This is a genomic window from Paenibacillus sp. Pae15, from assembly GCF_024519685.1.
In the GTDB taxonomy this organism is placed as follows: Bacteria; Bacillota; Bacilli; order Paenibacillales; family NBRC-103111; genus Paenibacillus_G; species Paenibacillus_G naphthalenovorans.
Window position 1 is genome coordinate 56,078 of sequence record NZ_JALJRM010000013.1, and the last position, 21,624, is coordinate 77,701.

Here is a 21,624-nt window from a genome sequence, read left to right on the forward strand (position 1 = left end):
ATCAACTTCATTTTCAATACAATTTCAGAAAAATGATGACATTTTTTAATTTTTTAGTTGCTATGCGCGATAGAACGTGTTATTTTTTAAAATATTAAATGTCAGGTTATATGCCATGTAGGAGGGGCTGCAGATGAGGAAAGCGGTTGTGGGAACAAAAACGATGGTGGTGAGTCCGCATTATTTGGCTTCGGCGGCCGGAGCCCGTATCTTGGAACAGGGCGGGAATGCATTTGATGCGGCTGTGGCGGTCAGCGCCTGCCTGGCTGTGGTCTATCCTCATATGACCGGTCTTGGCGGAGATTCCTTTTGGCTGACTTATCATCACAGTGACGGGCAGGTGCGGGGCTACAACGCCAGCGGTCGGTCCGGGTATCGGGCGAATCGGGAGGTTTATGCGGGCCGGATCGAGATTCCAACCCGCGGTGTGCTCAGCGTTGTAACCGTTCCGGGGATGGTGGACGGCTGGGATGCGATGCTTCGTGAATACGGACGGTTGACCTTGGGGCAAGTGCTTGCACCGGCCATCGAGTATGCTTCCAAAGGATTTGCGATGTCCCGAAATCAATACGAGTACACGGTTATGAACGAGGCGATGCTGAGGGGGACGGCACCGACATCGGCCATTTACCTGCCGGAAGGGCGGATTGTGAAGCCGGGCCGGCGTTTCGTGCAAGCTGAACTGGCGCAAACGCTGCGCGAATTGGCGCAGCATGGAAGGGACTTTTTCTATAAGGGTGCCATAGCGGAGGAGATGACCTCCTATTTGCAGGAACAGGGGGGACTGCTGGTCATGGACGACTTTGCCGATCATGAGGGGAACTGGGTCACTCCATTGCAGGGGTCGTACCGGGGGTACTCCGTTTATCAAATGCCGCCGAATTCCCAAGGCTTTGTGGGCTTGATGGCGCTTCACATCCTGGAGAACTTCGACCTCGGCAGCATGGAGCACGGGTCTTTTGAATATTATCATTCGATGATCGAAGCCTTGAAACTCGGGTTTCGCGATCGCAACGAATATTTGACGGACCCCGATTTTGCCGATATTCCGCTTCATCGTCTGCTGAGCCAAGAGTATGCCCGCGAGCTTGCGGCCTCCATCCGGATGGATCGCGCCCTGAGCCTGGAGGCTGAACAAATGGGCAGCGATACGGCCTATGCCGCCGTGGTCGATCAGGAGGGCAATGCCGTTTCGTTCATACAGAGCCTGTACTTTGAATTCGGCTCGGGGGTTACGGCCGGGAATACCGGCATTACGCTGCAGAACCGTGGATCGTTCTTCTCGCTGAACCCGGCGCATGCCAACTGCCTGCAGCCGCGCAAAAGAACCTTCCATACGTTGATGCCGGCGATGGCCTGCCGTGAGGGCAAGCCGGTTATTCTTTACGGCACGCAGGGAGGGGAGGGACAACCGCAAACCCAAACGGCGATCTTGACCCGTATGGTCGATTTTGGAATGGATCCCCAGCAGGCTGTTGATGAGCCGCGATGGGTATGGGGTAGGACGTGGGGGGCGTCGACGCAGGATCTGAGGGTTGAAGGCCGCATCTCCCCGGAAGTGACAGAAGCTTTAGCCAAGGCCGGTCACACCGTACGCAAGGTAAAGGACTTTGACGGCATCATGGGCCATGCTCATGTGATCATGGTGGATGAGGAAGGGTTCATCAGCGGCGGTTCGGACGCTCGCAGCGACGGCGCGGCCATCGGCTGGTAACCCTATGGCGCGGTTTGCGTGAATCCGAAGCCCGCCCGTTTCTCTTTAGAGAAAAAAACGGGCGGGCTTTTTGTCATTAAAATTCGTTTGCCGGTGCGCGGGGCGCAAAATCCTCCAGCACCTTATCGATCAGAAAAGCGAGACGGAAGCGCAGGGAGTCGTTCGGATCGCGGAGACTGCGGCGCGTCAACTGTTCATACTTATGAAGGCGGTAAGCGACCGTGTTGCGATGAATAAACAGCCGTTTGGCGGTTTCTGCGATTTGGCCGTGCGTCTCCAAAAATACGCGCGCCGTATTCATTAATTCCTCGCGTTCGCGGAAATCGATCTCCAGCAGGGCATGAAAGGATTCCTTGTAGAAATCGCCCAGCGCTTCCTGGGGAATCATTTTGAGCAGCTCCACGACTTCTTTGGCCCTGTACGATTGAACAAACCGGAACTGCCTGGATTGATAGCCCAAATGGAGCGCATTCAGCGCTTCCTTGTAAGTGGATGGAATGAGCGTCAGATGTTCTACAGGATTGCCGATGCCAAAGGAAAGCGAAATGTGTTCGGTCTGGAACAGCTTTTCCTGAAAATCCGTGAGCCGGTCCAACAGTTGAAATTCGTGCTGCTGCAGACTTCGTTCCCACTTCAACAGAGTCACGAACAGATCCTTCTTGTTAAAAAGAATATAGGGCTGCTGCCGTTCGGCAAGCATGGTTTTCAGGTGTTCATAGATGCGGTCCCGCTTGCTGTACAAATTGTCTTCCGCCGAATCGAGAGATTCGTCGACTTTCCCTACGACACACAAACAAGGGTACGGCTCCTGCAGTCCGTAACGCTTTCCCTGGTGAAGCATTTCCGCAACCGAGCGAAACCTCCCCTCTACCAAATCCTCAAAAAACTCGTTTTTAAAACGGCGCGACCTTTCTTTGACCGCCTGCCGCTTCATAAGCTCAAACCCGATCACATTCGCCGCTTGTTCAATGGCAAGCTTGGGCAGAGGAGAATCATCCATTTGTGCGTTCACCAGGACCAGAAAGCACCGCTGCTGCGTCAGTTCGATCGGATAAAATACAACCTCCGGCCCTTTGAGCCCTCCATGAACAAAGCATAAAGAGACAATGCGGCTTTGGCCATCCTCCCGCCTGGCAAGCAGCTCCCGCGTTTGACTCAGCAGCCGGCTGCCGAAAGGTTCGGTCACCGGTCCGGAGCCTGCCTCGAATTGCAGCCTGTGGTTGATCAGCAGGACGGTTCCGCCGACAAGCGGAGACAATGCGTTGATAACGGACGGGATGCCTTGACCCTGCATGACCAGGCGGGAAAACTCCCGGTGCATTTGCAAAGCATAGCGAAGCTCCTCATTGCGCTTTTCCATTATGTAGCTGAGCGATTCCTGCAGCAGCTCTCCAAGCGGCGGATGAAGAGGAAGCTCAATGATGGGAAAATGAATCTCGTCGGCAAGCTCCAGGACGCTTTTGGGGATCTGGTCAAGGAACCGCTTGGTCTTGATCCCCAAACCGGCGCACTGGCTTGCCGCCATATGACGAACAAGACGAAGCAGCTCCTCGGGGCGGTCGCGAATCGCATATGCTGTAGTCAACAGCAGTTCATCGGGCTTCAAATAATCCATGATATCCGGGGCATCCATCATATTGATGGACTTGACCTGCCTCTGCAATCCTTCGTGACCGGCCAATACCCGGATGTTCTGATACAAGGGCAGTTGAAATAAATCCGCTAGTTTCAATGGAAACACCTCTTTAATTGTCATGAAACATAACATTAAAATGTGTTATCTTATGAAAAATGTACATTAAATCCTCATTTTGTGCAAGCTAAACAAAAGTAAATGTGTAAATTGTTCACATTTAATATTGAAAATCACAAAATGAGTGGTATTATGTAGTTAACAGTTTCGTTATATGTTATGAATTATAACATAAAAGAGGTGAGGGGCTTGCAATTAGCTGTTCAAAATGTGGAGAAAGGCTATGAAGGCAGACGCGTGTTGAAAAATGTTACCTTTGACGTTGACTCTCATGAGTTTATTTGTATCCTCGGCCACAGCGGCTGCGGCAAATCCACTCTGCTGAATCTGATCGCCGGCTTCTTGCAGCCCGACAGCGGATCGGTCACGGTAAACGGGGTGCCGGTGAAAGGGCCTTCCAAATCAAGGGGAGTTGTGTTTCAGGATCACGCTTTATTTCCTTGGTACAAGGTGATCGATAACATCGCTTTCGGTCCTGAGGTGCAGGGCAAAAGCAAAGCGGAAGCCAGGGAAATCGCGCATAAATACTTAAAGCTGGTGGGGCTTGAGGATTATGCCGAGCATCTTCCGGACCAGTTGTCCGGCGGGATGAAGCAGCGGGTCGGGATTGCGAGGGCGCTTGCAAGCGGCCCCGACATTTTGCTGATGGATGAGCCGTTCGGGGCGCTGGACGTCCTTACGCGGGAAATGATGCAAAAGGAGCTGCTTCGCATTTGGCTCGAACTGCGCCCATCGGTGTTGTTTATCACGCACAGCCTTAGTGAAGCCGTTTATTTAGCTGACCGCATCATGGTCATGAAGGACGGAGATGTAGCCGGAGAATTCCGGATAACGATGGACCGCCCGCGATCCAACCAGCATCCGGAGTTTATCGGGCTGATGCGCGAGATCCAAAAATTATTGACAGATGAGTGAGGAGCGTAAGTCATGAGTAAAATGCCGGATTCTCTCGTTGCCTCCAAAGCGTTGGTTTCGGCCAAGGGCGGCAGGATGCTGCGGAAAAAGAAAACTTGGGTCGATAACGGACTGCTGCCGGTCGTCGTCTTCTTTCTGCTGTGGGAAGCCGTCAGCACACTGAATGGAAGATTCGCTTTTTTCAATCCGATCTTCCTTCCGGCGCCTTCGGCTATCGTACGGGAAGCGTGGTACTTGGCCAAGACGGGGCTGATCGCCAGCAGTATTGCGGCGAGCACCGCACGCATTCTGGTCGGCTTTGCCATCGGAATGGTTTGTGCCATAGCGGTCGGGGTGTTAATGAACAAATACAGCAGAGTGGATTATTGGCTCAGTCCGATTTTGAATTTGCTCGGCCCGATTCCCGCTTTGGCGCTGCTTCCGATTTTCATCATCTGGCTCGGTATCGGAGAATTTCCCAAAATTCTTTTGATTGCATGGACTACGTTCATTCCGGTATTGACCAATACGCTGGACGGACTGCGGTCGGTCAATCCCACGCTGATCCGGTCGGCGCTGAGCCTGGGTGCCAGTGAGAGGCATATCTTTTTCAAAGTCATCTTTCCTTCCGCCGTTCCGAGTATCTTTGTCGGTGCGCAGGTCAGCCTGGGGCTTGGTTTTTCAGCTCTGATCGTATCGGAGATGATGGGTGCCAAATCCGGATTGGGCTACATTATCGTTGACGCTCGCAACTACTTCAAGATGTCCAATATGTTTGTTGCGATTGTTTTAATAGGCTTGGAGTTCAGTTTCTTCTCGTATCTCTTAAAGCGCTTGGAGAGAAGAATGGTGACATGGCGTAAAAACGGCATGCGCAGCGCTGTAGAGAAATAAAAACCACACGACATTCGGAGGGGTAACCATGAAAAAACGTTTGAAGTTTTTGGGAAGCACAATGGTCGTATTGGCCATGGCATTGAATCTGGCGGCATGCGGTTCGGGCGGATCACCTGGAAATGCGGCGGAACCGGGCGGAAGCAGCACGCCGAACGCATCTGATGTGAAAAACGACGGCATTGAATTGAAACAGTTCACCCTCGTAGGTGTGCGCGATGCGCAAATCTCTTCGCAGCAAATCATTGCCGACAAGAAGGGTTATTTTAAGGAAGAAGGCCTGGAGGTTACGAGTCAGTTGATTGAAAGCGGTCCGGACATCGGCCCGATGGTCGCCGGAGGAAGCGCGCCGATCAGCATCCAGACCAACTTTATGGATATCATTTTGAAATCCAATAATGTCGGCGTGAAAATCGTTGCCCCGCTGGCGCAAATTGCCGGTACGCAGGCCGTGGTGGGAGGTAAACATTTAGAGCTCAAAAGCGCGAAGGATCTGGAAGGAAAAACGATCGGCGTACCAAACGGTGCGGACGTCGTCATCGCGATCGACAACATGGCCAAAGAGCTTGGCGTCGATGCAAAGAAGATCAAGTACGTGAATCTGGCGCCCAGCGATGCCGTTACCGCACTGGAGAAAGGCGATATCGATGCGATGGCTGCATGGGAGCCGTTCATTACGAAGGCGATCCAGGGCGGAGGCAAATTTTTGTTCAGCGGGACGAAGAGTGAGCTGCCGGACAAACAAGGCGATGTCAATTGGATGAGCGTGCATACGACGATTCAGGTCACGGACGACTTTTTGAAGAAAAATCCGAATACGATCAAAGCGGTGCTGCGTGCTCTGAACAAGGCGACCGATTTCATTAACAATAACCGTGAGGAAGCGATCAAAATTCTTTCGCCGGAGCTCCGCTTAACGGAAGCCGAACTGACCGAAATTATGAACCGCAATGTGTACAGCATGGAAGTGAATGATAACTACTTGAATGACAGCAACGGAGAAGCGGTTGGCAGCTACTTGAAAAGCGTAGGGAATATCAGGGAGCTGCAGGATCCGAAAAGCTATCACGATTTGAGCCTGCTCAAAGAAGTAGCGCCCGAATTGGTGAAAGCGGAATTGAAGTAAGAAATCATGTCAGTCCTGAAGATCGCTTCCGATCTTAAGGACTGATTTTGTAAACGGACTAGGAGGAAACAGCATGGCGGCGGAATTCGATGTAGTGATCAAGGGCGGGCATATCGTCGGGTATGACCGGATTGAGCGAATGGATATCGGCATTGCTGGAGGGGTGATTACCTGCATTCAGGAGACGATTGCGGAGTCCGCCCGAATGGAGATTGACGCCAGAGGTCAAGTGGCCGTTCCGGGGATGATCGACGTCCATGTTCATTTGAATGAGCCGGGCCTGGGCGATTGGGAAGGCATTCCAAGCGGTTCGGCCGCACTGGCCGCAGGAGGGTGCACGACATACTTCGATATGCCGCTCAACTGCCTCCCGCCGACGACGACGGTGGCGGCCTTGAAGGAAAAGCTGGAGCTGGCCAAGCAGCGTTCCTGCATCGATTATGCGTTCTGGGGCGGGCTTGTTCCCGGTAATGTAGAGCAGCTTGCGCCTTTAGCGGAAGCGGGAGTGATCGGGTTTAAAGCCTTCCTGTCCGCAGCCGGCGGGAAGCAGGAGGGGGCTTTTCGAGAAGTCGACGACCGGACGCTTTATCAGGGGATGCAGGAGATTGCAAGATTGGGCAAAATTCTCGCCCTGCATGCCGAAAGCGAACCGATCATCAGCGCGCTGGCTGCCGAGAAGCAAAGCAAAGGACTGGTTTCAGCAAAGGATTATTTGCACTCCAGGCCGATTTATGCCGAGTTTGAAGCGGTCCGCAGAGCTTTGTATTATGCGGAGCTGACGGGCTGCGCGCTGCATTTTGTCCATATCAGCAGTCCTGCGGCGGTAATGGAGATCCGTACCGCCAAGCGGGCGGGCTTGAATGTAACGCTCGAAACCTGCCCGCATTACCTGATGCTCACAGGCGATGCCATGGAGGAGATCGGGGCGCTGGCCAAGTGCGCGCCTCCGCTGCGCACGGAAGAGGAGCTGGAAGGCTTGTGGGAGGCGATAAGGCAAGGAGATATCGACATGATTAGCTCGGACCATTCTCCCTGCCCGCCGGAGCTGAAGGTGTCCGACAATTGGTTCGACATTTGGGGAGGCATTTCCGGGGCGCAAAGCTCTCTGGAGCTGTTCCTTGGCGAAGGCTACGTCCGGCGGGACATTCCGCTCCCTTTATTATGCCGCATGCTGTCCACCCATCCGGCCCGCCGCTTTGGGCTGCACAGTACAAAGGGGGAGATCAGGCCAGGGGCGGATGCGGATTTGGCGATCGTCGATTTTTCCGCGCCCTACGTTTTGCAGAAGGAGCATTTGTACGACCGGCATAAGCACAATCCCTATGTAGGCAAACAAATGGAATGCCGGGTAAAGTACACGCTCGTTCGGGGGCAGCTCGTTTATGATTGGCAATCCGGCATAACGAATCCCAAAGACGGACGATGGCTGCGCTCCTGAACCGTCAAGTAAAGCCGTTCAGGGATGAGCGGCCGCGATTCGGAGGCGTTCAGCACCGCTGAAAATGCATATTTTCTTTATCGTTATCGTTAAACAATCCGAGCAGATTTTTCGTGAAAGGGTGCTTCAAGATGGCAGATAAATACGTGACCGAACTTCAAGTGTCCGATAGCGACCGTTCACGATTTGCAGCGGATATTCAGCAGGCGATTGAATGGTTGGCGGACTATGGCAAGGATGCGTCGGGAGGAGTTACCCGTTTCCTGTACAGCGACGCCTGGAGCTTGGCCCAGCAGGCGCTGGCCCGACGGATGGCAGAGGCGGGACTGCACGCCTATTACGACGATTGCGGCAATTTGTTCGGGCGGTTGGAGGGAAGCCGTCCGGATGAGCCGGTCCTGCTGACGGGTTCCCATCTCGACACCGTCAAGTGCGGCGGCAGGTACGACGGCGCTTACGGGATATTGGCCGGCATGATTGCGCTGACATATTTGCAGGAACGGTTTGGGGCTCCGCGGAGAACGCTGGAGGTTGTTTCATTGTGTGAAGAAGAGGGCAGCCGTTTTCCGCTGACGTATTGGGGATCGGGCAATATTACGGGAAAGTACGCTCTGGATGCGGTTCCGGCGATTCGGGATATCGACGGCATCAGCCTGCAGGAAGCGATGGAGGCCGCAGGCTTCGGGCTCGGCAGGTATCCGTCGCCGCGCCGCAGCGCTCTTGCCGGCTTCATAGAGCTGCATATCGAACAGGGATTAGTCCTCGAACGGGAACGGCTGTCTATCGGAATCGTGGACGGCATCGTCGGGCAAAAGCGGTTTATGGTGCGGGTTGACGGAACGGCCAACCATGCGGGAACCACACCGATGAAGCTGCGCCGGGATGCATTGGCCGGAGCGTGCGAAATGATAGCGTTTCTGGAAAAAACGGCTTTGTCGCAAAGGGAGCCTTTCGTGGCTACGACGGGTCAACTGCAGGTACAGCCTAATTTGGCCAATGTCATCCCCGGCCAGGTCGTTTTTACGGTGGATGTTCGCGATGCCGATTCGGAAGTGCTGGAGCAGTTTTGCAGCACATTCAAGAGCGTTTTTGCAGAGATCGCCGAGCGGAGGCAGCTGTCGGTCGATTTTCATGAATGGATGAGCATGCACCCGGTCCGGATGAATGCGGATATGAACCGCAGCTTGGCATCCATCTGTGAAGGGCGCGGCTTTGCCTACCGCTCCATGTTCAGCGGAGCGGGGCATGATGCGCAGATGTTTCAGGCGGTCTGCCCGACGACCATGCTGTTTGTTCCGAGCAAAGAAGGGATCAGCCACTCGCCGCTGGAGTACAGCGATCCCCGGGATTTGGCGGACGGCATCGTTACGTTGGTGGAATGGTTGTATTTGTACGGTTACAAGGAGGAATTGCGATGAGAAAATACAAAGATCTGGCACCGTCATTGCGCACCATCATGACCCCCGGCCCTGTGGAGGTGGATCCGCGCGTGCTGAGGGCGATGGCCACGCCGATTCTGGGGCAGTTCGATCCCGAATTTACCGATATCATGAATGAAACGATGGGCATGCTGCGTGAAGTGTTTCAAACCGGGAATGAGTATGCCTTTCCGATCGACGGTACTTCCCGCTCCGGTATCGAGGCCGTCATGGTCAGTCTTATTGAGCCGGGCGACAAGGTATTGGTTCCCATTTACGGGCGATTCGGACATCTTCTCGCGGAAATCGCCGAGCGGTGCGGAGCCGAGGTGATGACAATGGAACAAGAGTGGGGCAAAGTATTTGACCCCGGGCAGGTCATCGCCATGATGAAGCGGGAACGTCCGGATGTGGTTGCTATGGTTCACGGAGAGACGTCTACAGGCCGGATGCAGCCTCTTCAGGAGATCGGCCGGGCGTGCCGGGAGCTGGATGCGCTGTTCATTGTGGATGCGGTGGCTACGATCGGAGGGACGGACGTACGGGTAGACGAATGGATGATTGATGCGGCGATAGGCGGTACGCAAAAATGCCTGTCGGTGCCGTCCGGCATGGCCCCGATCACCTACAACGAAAGAGCGGAATCGAAAATCCGCAAACGCAAGCAAGTGGAGCGCGGGCTGCGCGATCCCCATGTCGACTTGAGCTGTTCGGGGAGAACGATCCGCAGCAATTATTTCGACTTGAGCCAGCTGCAGGACTATTGGGGACCGCGCCGTTTGAACCACCATACGGAGGCTACCTCCATGCTGTATGCGCTCAGGGAAGGCTTGCGCCTTGTGCTGGAGGAGGGATTGGAGCAGCGTTTTGCCCGGCATAAGCTCCAGGAAAAGGCTCTGGTCGCCGGGCTGCAGGCCATGGGATTGTTGCTGTTCGGCGATCCGGACTGCAAGCTTCCGGTAGTGACCTGTGTTCAAGTCCCGGAGGGAATATCGGGGGATTCGGTGATGCATATGCTGCTCAGCGAGTTTAGCGTGGAGATTGCCAGCTCCTTCGGCCCGCTGAAGGGGAAAATTTGGAGAATCGGTACCATGGGATACAGCAGCAATCAAAGAAATGTGCTTCATGTGCTGGGCGCGCTTGAAGCCGTGCTGATCCGGCACCGGGCCAAAATCGACGCCGGCCGGGCCGTGCAGGCTGCGTTAGATGTGTATATGGAAGCGAAAGGCACTGTGTATGAGGCGTCCGCTGGCGTCCGTTAGATTGAAAATCCATCTAACAGCGCGCCGGGAAAACGCCGCCTGTAAGGCTGATTTTCAGCGCAGTGGCCAGCGGGAGAGGCACACCCCCACTGCCAGCGCCATCGCAAGCGATACGGAATATGGTTTAAGCTCCTCTATCGTTACGTCTGATCTGGAAAGAGGAGAGGAGCTTGCGCTGCAAATCGAGAGCGGAATGACCCATATGAACGACCAAACGGTGAATGACAGTCCCGTGATTCCGTTTGGAGGAAACAAAGCAAGCGGCAGCGGCAGATTTGATCAAACGGTAAAACCTCGGATTTCCCATACCCAAGCTGACAAGGTTGAAAATAGATCAGAGGTCAATGCAGCGGCCGCCGTCCGGCATTGCAGCTGGAGGCGGCCTACGCCTATAAAGTATACATATCCATAGGAGACCATGCTCAACGGGCGCATCGCCTAATCGGTGTGCGCCCGTTGTGTTTTTCTTACCATTCCATGGGGAGCCCGACATAGTTCTCTGCAAGGCTGGTCGAGGCGGCCCGGGAGGAAGTGATATAATCCAGTTCGGCAAGTTGGATACCTCGCTCGAACGGGCTGTGGTCCATATTGACGTGCAGCAGTGATGTCATGAAAGAGGAGAAGCGCTCAGCCTTCCAGATGCGGCGCAGACAGGTCGCGGAATAACGCTCAAGCAGCTCCGTTTTTCTGGTTTTGTAGAAGGCGTCAAAGCCGCGTGCTAGGACTTGGACATCCGCAACGGCCAGATTAAGCCCTTTGGCGCCGGTCGGCGGGACGATATGCGCCGCGTCTCCGGCCAGGAAGAGCCTGCCGTACTGCATCGGATCGCACACAAAGCTGCGCATGGCAATGATGCCCTTCTGAATAATCGGGCCTTCGATCAGTTTCCACCCTTCATCGGTCTCCAGCCTGGCATGGAGCTCCGTCCATATGCGGTCGTCGGACCAGTTGGCGATGTCATCTCTGGGATCGACCTGGATGTAGAGGCGCTGAATCTCCGGTGAACGTGTGCTGAGCAGTGCAAAACCGCGTTCATGATGGGCGTAGACCAGTTCAGGCGCTGACGGCGGTGCTTCGATAAGGATGCCGAGCCAGCCGAGCGGATATTTTTTCTCGTAAGTCTTGCGGACGGTTCCCGGGATCGCCGCTCTGCACGGGCCGTGGAAGCCGTCGCATCCGGCGATAAAGTCACAAGCGATTTCCTGGAGCTCTCCAGCTTTGTCCTTGCGGTAACGGATTTTCGGTGTGGCGGTGTCCAGATCGTGCAGGCTGACGTCGCCCGCATTGAAAATCAATTCCCCGCCGGCTTGGAGACGGGCGGCAACCAGATCCTTGATGACCTCATGCTGGGCATATACCGTCACATTCTTTCCGCCGGTAAGCTCATGCATGTTAATGCGGTGGCCCTTGCGGTTGAAGCGAAGCTCGATCCCATGGTGAAAATGCGCTTCCCTGCTAAGCCGTTCGCCGACGCCCGTTGCTTTCATGAGATCGACGGTGCCCTGCTCAAGTACGCCTGCACGGATCGTTCCCTCGATTTCTTCGCGGGTCCGGTTCTCGATGATGACCGACTCTATTCCCTGGAGATGCAGAAGATGCGAAAGCATGAGACCTGCCGGTCCCGCCCCGATAATTCCCACTTGTGTACGCATGGTTGAGACCTCCTGTAATGATGTTATTGGCTTAAATCCCAAATCTATGAAAATCAAAACCTGCCACCGTAACGCAAACGCTTTCATTTCGGCAAAAAAATGCCGGCCCGAAGCTGTCATCCCATAAGTCCCTTAATGCCGGTTCCGCCGTCGAATTCGGGGGGCCATGAGCAAAGATCGAATGGAAAATCGGAGCCGGGAACCACTTGTTCTTCACCTACCAAATCAATCAGGCAGCGCAAGCTTGCTCCATTCCACAGCACCGTGTCAAACCAGAAACGGCGCAAATAATCGCCGGGAGGGCTTTCCAGCATAGAGGAAACCGCTTTCCATTTGGTATAGCCTTCATTCAAGCGCCCGATCTGGTAAGGCAGAAATCCGCCTCCATGGGCCAGTAATATTTTGACGTTCCGATATTTGTCCAGCATTCCGCTCAGCAATAAATCCGCAGCACACACCGTCGTCTCCCAGGGAACGCCGATGAGATTGGGCATCATTCGCTTCTTTAGACGAGGGTCTTCGCACAGTAACGGATGGATAAAAATAATCGCTCTCCGGGCATCGGCTTCCTCCCAGAACGGGGTAAAAAAATCGTCCGTCAGCATCCGATGGGATAGGCCGGGCCCGATAATGGCCCCTTTTAATCCCCACTCCATCGCCTGCTTTAATTCTTTTGCCGCAAGAACGGGATTGTTCAGCGGAACGGTGGCCAATGCAGAAATTCTGTCGGGATGGGCCTGGACCCAATCGGCCAGCGATCGGTTATAGACGGCGGAGAGTTCATCTGTGATTTCATCGGGAAAGTCATACATAAAAAGCTGGGGGATCGGTGAAACCAGGGAATGAGCAACGCCGGCCGCTTCCTGTTCCTGCAGGTATCGATGGGGTTCAATAAAAGCCTTTTTCAGTTCAAAGCTCCATTTGCCGTTCACCGTTAGAAAATCTTCCTGATCCGGTGCTCTTCTTTCCCACTTGGCATGGACGGTCTGTTGATGATCCTTCAGCCAGAGCATCACATCCGGGGGAATAAAGTGGGTGTGTACATCAAACATCAAACCACGCTCCTTGCATCGTCCGCTTCATAAGCCACGGTGATCGACGCCAAATTGTTGCATATACAAGAACGATAGTCTTGTATAAGGAAATGTACTTATTTTAGCACAGCCGGGATCACAAAAAAATACTTTAAAAAATAAATTTAATTGTTGCGTATAGAGGAACAATGGTGTTGTATATAAAATTGTATTCAGGTAAGCTAATAAAAAAGCAATATGTAAGCGCTGTATTTCAATTTTATTCCAAAAATTCCTTCCAAAAATAAGGAGGTTTACTTATGTCGGCTGTACAAGATCAAGTAAGATCTATGGATTGCAAGCATTTCATAAACGGACAATATATTTCATCCTTCAACGGAAGGACCTTTGATAATATTAATCCGGCAACGGAAGAAGTATTGGGCAAGGTCTCCGAAGGCGGGAAGGAAGAAATTGACCTCGCTGTGGGAGCGGCGAGAAGAGCGTTAAACGGACCGTGGAAAACCATGACCCTCAATGACCGTATTGCCGTGATTCGCCGGATCGGAGATATTATTCTGGAGCGAAAGGATGAGTTAGCCAGGCTGGAATCGCTGGACACCGGCAAACCGTTATGGCTTTCAAGCTCGGTCGATATTCCGCGCTCCGCCTTTAACTTTCATTTCTTTGCCGATTATTTGCGTTCTGTCGGCAACGAAGCTTACCATACGGATGACGTTGCTATCAACTATTCCATTCGTCGTCCAGTAGGCGTCGTCGGCTTGATTAATCCCTGGAACCTGCCTCTGCTATTGCTGACCTGGAAGCTGGCTCCCTGTCTTGCAGCTGGCAATACGTGCGTCATCAAACCGGCCGAATTAACCCCGATGACGGCTACGATCCTGGGGGAAATTTGCCGCGAAGCGGGCGTGCCCGACGGCGTGGTGAACATTGTCAACGGCTTTGGCCCCGATTCCGCCGGTTCGGCATTATCGGAGCATCCCGATGTAGACGCCATTTCCTTCACGGGGGAAACGGAAACCGGGAAAATCATCATGAAGGCGGCCTCCCGGTCGTTAAAAAAGCTTTCTTACGAGCTCGGCGGCAAAAATCCGAATATCATCTTTGCTGATGCGGATCTGGATGAAGTCATTGAAACCACGTTGAAATCGAGCTTTATTAACCAGGGAGAAGTGTGTTTGTGCGGGTCGCGCATTTATGTAGAGCGGCCCGTATACGAACAATTCCTGCACAAATTTACGGCGAAAGCCAAAGAGCTTGTTGTCGGAGATCCGTTTGATCATCATTCAAAGGTAGGGGCGCTTGTAGGGGCGGAGCATTATGAGCGTGTAACCGGCTATATCCGGCTGGCCCAGGAAGAAGGAGGGCAAATTCTGATCGGCGGCAAGCGTCCCGAAGGATTGGAGAGGGGATATTTTCTTGAGCCGACGATCATCACAGGATTAAACCGCAATTGCCGCGTCGTGCGCGAGGAGATTTTCGGGCCGGTGGTAACGGTGATGCCGTTTGATGAAGAAGAAGAAGTCATTGCCCAGGCCAACGATACACACTACGGCTTGAGCGCGTCGATCTGGACCAATGATCTGCGCCGGGCCCATCGGGTAGCAGGCCGGATTGAAGCGGGTATCGTTTGGGTGAACACGTGGTTTTTGCGTGATTTACGGACTCCGTTCGGCGGTATGAAGCAAAGCGGCATTGGTCGTGAAGGCGGTATTCACAGCTTCGAGTTCTATACCGAATTGACGAATGTTTGTATCAAACTATAGGAGGGAATGGCGTTGAGTTCCAGGTTTGATCGGAAAACGATACAATATGCCGAACATCTTGAGAAGGCGGTCGCAGAACGTCAAGGGGTTTCGCCCCTTACGGAGCTTGATCCGGATTTGACGGTGGAGCAGGCCTATCAGGTTCAGCTTTATGGCATTCAAAAGCAGGTGGACGCCGGACAGCGCATCGTCGGAAAGAAAATCGGCCTGACCTCCCTTGCCATGCAGCAATTGCTAGGCGTGGATCAGCCGGATTACGGCCACTTATTGGATAGTATGGCGGCGGAAAACGGGGGCCAAATCACTTTGGACCGGGTACTACAGCCTAAAGTCGAAGCCGAGATTGCTTTTGTGCTGAAGCAGGACTTGGCGGGGCCGGGGATTACGGTGATGGATGTCTTGAAAGCCACCGATTATATTATTCCTGCTCTGGAAATTGTGGACAGCAGGATAGCCGACTGGAAAATTAAACTGCAGGATACGATCGCCGACAACGCTTCTTCCGGACTTTATGTGTTAGGGGGAACGCCTCATTCCGTAGATCAGATCGATCTTGCACAGCTTGGCGTCGTTCTGTATAAGAACGGCGAAATCATGAACACAGGGGTGGGCGCGGCCGCTTTGGGACACCCGGCTGCATGCGTGGCTTGGCTGGCCAATAAATTATCCGAGTTTGGCATTGTACTCAAAGCAGGCGAGGTGATTCTCTCAGGCGCTCTTTCCGCTGCTGTAAATGCCGGGCCGGGAGATTCTTTCCTGGCGAGATTTGCCCATTTAGGCGAAGTCAAGGTTCGATTTTAGCGTTCAAGCATGAAGGGTACCGAAGATATGAAAGGAGTGGGCTTCCATGTCCAAAATCAAAGCAGCCATTCTGGGATCAGGTAATATCGGCACGGATTTGATGCTGAAATTAGAGCGCTCCAACATACTGCAGTTAACCGCCATGATCGGTATTGATCCGGAGTCCGACGGTCTGCTTCGCGCCAAAGAGCGGGGATTCGAAACGATTACTACGGGGATCAAGGGATTTCTGGAGCGTCCGGAGCTTGCGGACATTGTGTTTGATGCGACTTCCGCCAAAGCGCATATCCGCCATGCGAAATTATTGAAGGAAGCGGGAAAGCGCGTGCTTGATTTGACCCCTGCCGCCGTCGGCGCTTTGGTCATTCCTCCGGTCAACCTTGGCGAGCATATCGCAGAGGACAATATTAACCTCGTGACTTGCGGAGGACAGGCGACCATCCCGATCGTTCATGCGATCAACCGGGTCAGTCCGGTGCAATATGCGGAAATTGTTGCGACAATATCCAGTAAAAGCGCAGGACCGGGAACGCGTGCGAACATTGACGAATTTACGCAAACAACGGCACGGGGGATTGAAGTTATCGGAGGGGCGCAAAAAGGAAAAGCCATTATTATTTTGAATCCGGCCGAGCCACCTATTCTTATGAGGGACACGGTGTATGCTTTAGTGGCGGAAGAACAATTGGACGAGGACAAAATCAAGGATTCGATTTACGCTATGGTCAAATCGGTACAATCTTACGTTCCCGGCTATCGGTTGAGAACGGAGCCCATCTTTGAAGGAAATAAAGTCACCGTATTTCTGGAAGTGGAAGGCGCGGGGGATTACCTGCCGAAGTACTCGGGCAACCTCGATATCATGACGGCCGCAGCCGTGAAGGTGGCCGAAGAATTGGCGCAGCACCGTTTGACGCAAAAAGCGATATAAAGGAGGGAGCATTCATGACGCAAGATAAGCGGATTTTAATCACCGAAGTGGCATTGCGTGACGGAAGCCATGCGATCGCCCACCAGTATACCGTAGACCAGGTGTCCAAAGTGGCCAAAGCGCTGGATGAAGCGAACATCCCTTATATTGAGGTGTCTCACGGAGACGGGCTGGCCGGTTCGTCCCTGCAGTATGGCCTATCCCGCACCCATGAGCTGGAATTGATTGAGGCTGCGGTAGCGGTATGCCGGCAAGCCCGGATAGCCGTACTGCTTTTGCCCGGCATCGGTACGATGGAAGAGCTGAGGCAGGCCGCAAACCTGGGCGTCAAAATGGCGCGTATTGCTACCCATGTGACAGAGGCGGATGTGTCGGCGCAGCATATCGCTTTAACCAAGGAGCTTGGATTGGAAGCGGTTGGATTTCTGATGATGTCTCACATGGCTCCGGTCGAAAAGCTTGTTGAACAGGCCAAATTGATGGAGAGCTACGGAGCGGATACCGTCTATGTCGTCGACTCGGCGGGAGCCCTTCTCCCTCATGAAGTGAAAGAGCGGATTCGGGCCCTTCGGCAGCATCTGGGCATTCCGATCGGATTCCATGCACATAACAATTTATCGCTTGCCATGGCCAATACGTTGGTGGCTATAGAAGAAGGGGCTACCCGAATCGACGGCAGCGTTCGCTGCCTGGGAGCGGGAGCCGGAAATACCCAAACGGAAGTCTTAATTGCCGTTTTGGAACGATTAGGTTTATCTACAGGGGTTGACTTGTACAAAATGATGGACCTGGCGGAAGAGATTGTAGCGCCTATCCTCCAGGTGCCGCAGGAGATCACGAGAGACAGCCTGGTGATGGGGTATGCGGGCGTCTACTCCAGTTTTTTGCTTCATGCAAAGCGTGCAGCCCAAAAATTCAATATTGATTCGCGGGACATTTTAATTGAACTTGGCAGGCGGAAAGTGGTCGGCGGTCAAGAAGATATGATTGTGGATGTAGCGGCGGAAATCGCCAAATCCAGGCAGGAGCCTGCTGTCCGTTAGGGGAGGGAAGAAGATGCGCGCGCTCGATTTTAAATCTACAGCCGAATTTCTGCACCGGGCCGAAATGGAGAAACGTGAAGTTGTTCGAATTACGGCTGATTATCCTGACATGACCATAGAGGATGCCTATCAAGTGCTCGCTGAATTGGTCGCGATCAAACGTCAGCGGGGGCATCGGATCATCGGACCGAAAATGGGTCTAACCAGCCAGGCCAAAATGAAGCAAATGAACGTGGAAGAGCCGATTTACGGATATATATTCGACTATATGGCGGTTCCCGAAGGCGGAACGGTTTCGATGCGGGAATTGATCCATCCTAAAGTGGAGGCGGAGATCGCCTTTGTCATGGGCAAAGATATGGAAGGCCCGGCCGTTACGGGAACCCAGGTGCTTGCCGCTACGGAGTATGTGGTGCCGGCGCTCGAGATTATCGATAGCCGTTACGAAAATTTTAAATTTACCTTGCCGGATGTCATTGCCGACAATGCTTCCTCTTCCCGGGTGGTATTTGGAACCGTGCTTCAACGGCCTGATAACCTGGAGCTGGATTTGGTCGGCGTGACCCTCTCGATCAATGGGGAAATCAAGGATTTGGGGGTGGGAGCCGCCGTCCTGGGACATCCGGCCAATTCGGTTGCTATGCTGGCCAATATGCTGGCCAGAAAAGGCGAGAAAGTAAAAGCGGGAGACATCATTTTGACCGGAGGTATAACAGGCGCCCTGATCTTGAACGCCGGCGATACGATAACGGCAAAGTTTGACGGATTGGGGCAGGTTGGCTTTAGGGTGACAGAATAAAACTATACCGTAAGCGGAGGATTCCATACGATGCCCATTGTGAATATTCAACTGCTGGAAGGAAGATCCGAAGAGAAGGTCAAGGAAGTGATTCGGAATGTTACGGAGACGGTATGCCATACACTGGAAGTAAAAAAAGAAAGCGTCCGTGTGATTGTCACTGAAATACCGAAAACACACTGGGGGATCGGCGGAGTATCCGTGTCGGATATTCCGGGCAGATAAATTGTGAATGAACATGGAGGAGGAAATGTAAATGTCCATTGAATTGGGTTTACTGGTACCCCACACGCCTCGTATGTGCCATGAGGAGCAAGCACCGGCGTTTCAAAAAGAATTGGTTCGATCCATGCATGAAGCCGCAGATGTGATTGCAAGCCTGAAACCGGATGTCATCGTCCTCATCTCCTGCCATTGGATGTCGAGCTTTCACCATCTTGTGGATGCGACACCGCATCACAAAGGCATTCTAACGGCGTTTGAATGTCCCGAATTGATTTCCGATGTTCCCTATGAATATCCCGGAGACGAGCAGCTGGGGAGCCGGTTGGTGGAGGCGGGCCAGCAGGCCGGACTTTCCGTCGTAAAAGTAAATGATCCGACCTATGTGTGGGATTATGGAACTGTTGTCCCTCTCCGGTATCTCGTGCCCAAGGGGGACATCCCGGTTATCGATCTTTCCGTGACATGGGCGGCAAATTTGGAAGAAACCTATCAGTGGGGGCAGCAAGTAGGAAAGGTATTGCGGGAAAGTGAAAAGCGGGCCGTTTTTGTAAGCAGCGGAGCGCTTTCCCACAATCTTGTGAGAGGTCCCGAGGTCATGCCGTCCATATCCGAACAGGCGCTGGATAAACAATTCCTGGACTATCTCAATCACAATGATTTGCAATCGGCATGGAAGATGCTTCCCCAATATGCCAAAGCGGCGTCCGTTGAGTCCGGGGGCCGCCATCTGGCGATGCTGCTCGGAGTGCTGGAAGGAAATTATACAAGCAAATATTACGGATACGGGCAATCCTCGGCAAGCGCCAATGTGGTGATGACTTTTCAGCCCGGATCGACAGAATCCGCCCATATCACGGCATAAGAACCGGAACAGACCCGAATAGATCTTCCGCTTCTTGTGAATCCGCAAACTGCAAGGAGGATTGGGAATGATGCTGAAACAGGAGTTAGACAAAAACGTATTTCAGGCACTCAAAGAAAAGATGAAGCAGGGCTTGCTTCCCCAGTGGATATTAACGGATCCTCAAATTTACGAGATGGAAATCGACAAGATATTTGCTCATACGTGGCAATTTTTAGCGCATGAAACGGAACTGAAGGAACCCGGAAGCTATGTGACAAGATGGATGGTCAATGATCCGGTTTTGCTGGTGAAGACCAATAGCGGGGAGCTGAAGGCATTTCTCAATTCCTGCCCGCATCGGGGAACACAATTATGCACTGCTGATTTCGGAAAAAAGAAAACGCTTACTTGCCCATACCATGGGTGGAGCTTTAACTTGAACGGCGACCTCATTGGCGTCGTAGCCGGTGACAAGGTGTATGGCGGAGAAATGAAAAAGGATGAGTGGGGGCTGCGTCCCATTCCTCAGGTCGGCGTGTACCAAGGCATGATTTTTGGCAATTTGGACCCGAATGCCATGCCGTTGGAAGATTATCTTGGAGATATGAAATGGTATATGGACATCATGCTGGGTCGCAGCGACGGAGGCATGGAGGTCAGGGGACTCCCGCAGCGATGGGTAGTGAATACCAATTGGAAGCTGGTATTGGAGAACTTCTCTGGAGATCCCTATCATGTCCAAACCACGCACCGTTCGACGGTTGAAATGGGCATCAGTCCGCAGGACCCGCTGTATGCCGGTTACGGGCATCAAGTGGTGCTGCAGCATGGACATGGAGTGAACGTAATCACGGCCTCCGCTCCGGGCAAACCGCAAAGACCCCCGTATCAAGGCTTACCCCAAGAGATGTGGCCGATGTTCGAAAGAAACTTGAATGAGGATCAATTAAAGGTTTTCTCGAAAGCAACCGTTCTTGTAGGTTCCATTTTCCCGAATTTGTCGTTCGTCAGTCCGGTGCATGGAAGTGAAGGGCATTTGCACAATTACTTGAATTTCCGCGTATGGCGCCCGCTAGGTCCGGAGAAAATTGAGATTTGGTCCTGGTTTATGATCGATAAGGCCGCATCGGACGAATACAAAGAAGACGCCTATAAAGGCTATATCAGCTCCTTCGGCCCTTCGGGCACGTTGGAGCAGGACGATACGGAGATTTGGATCCGCGTGACCCAATCAAGCAAAGGGATCATGGCCCGAAGCAAAGACCACAGCTATAACAATCTGCTCAATTATTTAATGGGTCTTGACCGGGTACTGCCGGATGACACGTGGCCCGGACCCGGCGTTGCCTATCCGACTTGTTATCTGGATGCGATATCCAGAGCAACCCATGAGTATTGGTTGGAGCTTCTTACCGGGGAAGGACCGGAAAGTGAACAGGAAATGATGCGAAAGGAATATGCGGGGGGCCATGGCGATGAATAGTGAGCTGCAACTCCAAATTACCCGCTTTCTTCACCGGGAAGCCTTTTTGCTGGACGACCGGCGGTTTGGGGAATGGCTGGATTTATTTACGGACGACATCATTTATCGAATGCCTCTTAGGGCGACACGCGAAAATAAAGAGGGCTCCAGCATTGTGGAAGAGATGACTTTTTTTGAAGAAACCAAAACATCGTTGACCACGCGCGTGAAAAGGCTGGATACCGCATCGGCCTGGGCGGAGAATCCGGCTCCGAGAACCCGTCATTTTATATCGAATATTTTTGTCGAATCGGGTTCTGATGAGAACGGGTTCGAGGTCAGAAGCTATTTTTTGTTCAAGCGAAGCAGAGCGGGAGATATTGCAACGGAAGAAATCTTTGGAGAGCGGCTCGATGTGCTCCGGAAAGTAAACGGCCAATGGAAAATCGCTTCGAGGACGATCTATCCTGATCAAACCGTATTAAATGTGATGAATTTAAGTATGTTTTTATGAACCAAAGCACGTTTGGAATGATTTAGGGGGACAAAAGTAAAGCGCTTACTTTGA

The 21,624-nt window shown here is 52.8% G+C and carries 19 protein-coding genes and 1 pseudogene; 17 read left to right on the forward strand and 3 right to left on the reverse strand.

The features are described from left to right. The first annotated feature begins 133 nt into the window (after window positions 1-133). On the forward strand, window positions 134-1,714 hold the full coding sequence (gene ggt, locus NR121_RS12855) for a gamma-glutamyltransferase (protein WP_062406340.1): 1,581 nt from the start codon (window positions 134-136) through the stop codon (window positions 1,712-1,714). Window positions 1,715-1,790: 76 nt separating this feature from the next. On the opposite strand, the gene NR121_RS12860 is transcribed toward ggt, so the two are convergent. Next, entirely contained in the window at window positions 1,791-3,446 is a 1,656-nt protein-coding gene (locus NR121_RS12860) for a PucR family transcriptional regulator (RefSeq protein WP_174350564.1), read from the reverse strand. Window positions 3,447-3,656: 210 nt separating this feature from the next. Between NR121_RS12860 and NR121_RS12865 the strand changes: the two genes are divergently transcribed. From NR121_RS12865 to NR121_RS12895, 7 genes and pseudogenes are all read left to right on the forward strand, one after another. After that, on the forward strand, window positions 3,657-4,382 hold the full coding sequence (locus NR121_RS12865) for an ABC transporter ATP-binding protein (protein WP_054817582.1): 726 nt from the start codon (window positions 3,657-3,659) through the stop codon (window positions 4,380-4,382). Window positions 4,383-4,394: 12 nt separating this feature from the next. Continuing rightward, window positions 4,395-5,255 (forward strand): ABC transporter permease, encoded by an 861-nt coding sequence (locus tag NR121_RS12870; RefSeq protein ID WP_256831293.1) that lies wholly within the window; start codon window positions 4,395-4,397, stop codon window positions 5,253-5,255. Window positions 5,256-5,283: 28 nt separating this feature from the next. Then, window positions 5,284-6,381, forward strand: a complete 1,098-nt coding sequence (locus NR121_RS12875; protein ID WP_174350563.1) for an ABC transporter substrate-binding protein — start codon at window positions 5,284-5,286, stop codon at window positions 6,379-6,381. 73 nt (window positions 6,382-6,454) lie between these two features. Beyond that, a complete protein-coding gene (locus NR121_RS12880) occupies window positions 6,455-7,819 on the forward strand; it encodes an allantoinase (protein ID WP_256831294.1) in 1,365 nt (454 codons plus the stop codon). 131 nt (window positions 7,820-7,950) lie between these two features. Next, the gene (locus NR121_RS12885; RefSeq protein WP_256831295.1) at window positions 7,951-9,237 is read left to right on the forward strand and encodes a Zn-dependent hydrolase; all 1,287 of its coding nucleotides are present in this window, start codon (window positions 7,951-7,953) and stop codon (window positions 9,235-9,237) included. After that, window positions 9,234-10,499 (forward strand): pyridoxal-phosphate-dependent aminotransferase family protein, encoded by a 1,266-nt coding sequence (locus tag NR121_RS12890; protein WP_256831296.1) that lies wholly within the window; start codon window positions 9,234-9,236, stop codon window positions 10,497-10,499. The genes NR121_RS12885 and NR121_RS12890 overlap by 4 nt, the downstream gene beginning before the upstream one ends. A 100-nt stretch (window positions 10,500-10,599) precedes the next feature. Further along, window positions 10,600-10,776, forward strand: a pseudogene (locus NR121_RS12895) (aldehyde dehydrogenase family protein); the annotation flags it as partial. Window positions 10,777-10,966: 190 nt separating this feature from the next. On the opposite strand, the gene pobA reads toward NR121_RS12895, so the two are convergent. Together pobA and NR121_RS12905 are read right to left on the reverse strand one after the other, a co-directional pair. Next, window positions 10,967-12,151 (reverse strand): 4-hydroxybenzoate 3-monooxygenase, encoded by a 1,185-nt coding sequence (pobA, locus tag NR121_RS12900; protein WP_256831297.1) that lies wholly within the window; start codon window positions 12,149-12,151, stop codon window positions 10,967-10,969. A gap of 116 nt (window positions 12,152-12,267) precedes the next feature. Further along, window positions 12,268-13,203: an amidohydrolase family protein gene (locus tag NR121_RS12905; RefSeq protein WP_074728055.1), complete on the reverse strand. Its 936-nt coding sequence runs from the start codon at window positions 13,201-13,203 to the stop codon at window positions 12,268-12,270. 281 nt (window positions 13,204-13,484) lie between these two features. Between NR121_RS12905 and NR121_RS12910 the strand changes: the two genes are divergently transcribed. The 9 genes from NR121_RS12910 to NR121_RS12950 all read left to right on the forward strand — a co-directional run bounded on the left by NR121_RS12910 (window position 13,485) and on the right by NR121_RS12950 (window position 21,570). Further along, entirely contained in the window at window positions 13,485-14,951 is a 1,467-nt protein-coding gene (locus NR121_RS12910; RefSeq protein WP_062406362.1) for an aldehyde dehydrogenase, read from the forward strand. A gap of 12 nt (window positions 14,952-14,963) precedes the next feature. Continuing rightward, a complete protein-coding gene (locus NR121_RS12915) occupies window positions 14,964-15,752 on the forward strand; it encodes a 2-keto-4-pentenoate hydratase (RefSeq protein ID WP_254611341.1) in 789 nt (262 codons plus the stop codon). Between the two features lie 46 nt (window positions 15,753-15,798). Beyond that, window positions 15,799-16,683, forward strand: a complete 885-nt coding sequence (locus NR121_RS12920) for an acetaldehyde dehydrogenase (acetylating) (protein WP_054817584.1) — start codon at window positions 15,799-15,801, stop codon at window positions 16,681-16,683. Window positions 16,684-16,697: 14 nt separating this feature from the next. Further along, a complete protein-coding gene (gene dmpG / locus NR121_RS12925; RefSeq protein ID WP_062406367.1) occupies window positions 16,698-17,726 on the forward strand; it encodes a 4-hydroxy-2-oxovalerate aldolase in 1,029 nt (342 codons plus the stop codon). Between the two features lie 13 nt (window positions 17,727-17,739). After that, a complete protein-coding gene (locus tag NR121_RS12930) occupies window positions 17,740-18,525 on the forward strand; it encodes a 2-keto-4-pentenoate hydratase (protein WP_074728051.1) in 786 nt (261 codons plus the stop codon). A gap of 30 nt (window positions 18,526-18,555) precedes the next feature. Continuing rightward, window positions 18,556-18,750, forward strand: coding sequence for a 4-oxalocrotonate tautomerase (locus NR121_RS12935; protein ID WP_054817585.1), 195 nt, complete (start codon window positions 18,556-18,558; stop codon window positions 18,748-18,750). A 31-nt stretch (window positions 18,751-18,781) separates the two neighbouring features. Then, on the forward strand, window positions 18,782-19,612 hold the full coding sequence (locus NR121_RS12940; RefSeq protein WP_054817586.1) for a DODA-type extradiol aromatic ring-opening family dioxygenase: 831 nt from the start codon (window positions 18,782-18,784) through the stop codon (window positions 19,610-19,612). 70 nt (window positions 19,613-19,682) lie between these two features. Continuing rightward, window positions 19,683-21,077, forward strand: a complete 1,395-nt coding sequence (locus NR121_RS12945; protein WP_074728123.1) for an aromatic ring-hydroxylating oxygenase subunit alpha — start codon at window positions 19,683-19,685, stop codon at window positions 21,075-21,077. After that, window positions 21,070-21,570, forward strand: coding sequence for an aromatic-ring-hydroxylating dioxygenase subunit beta (locus tag NR121_RS12950; protein ID WP_054817587.1), 501 nt, complete (start codon window positions 21,070-21,072; stop codon window positions 21,568-21,570). Before NR121_RS12945 ends, NR121_RS12950 begins: the two co-directional genes overlap by 8 nt. Window positions 21,571-21,624: the final 54 nt, after the last annotated feature.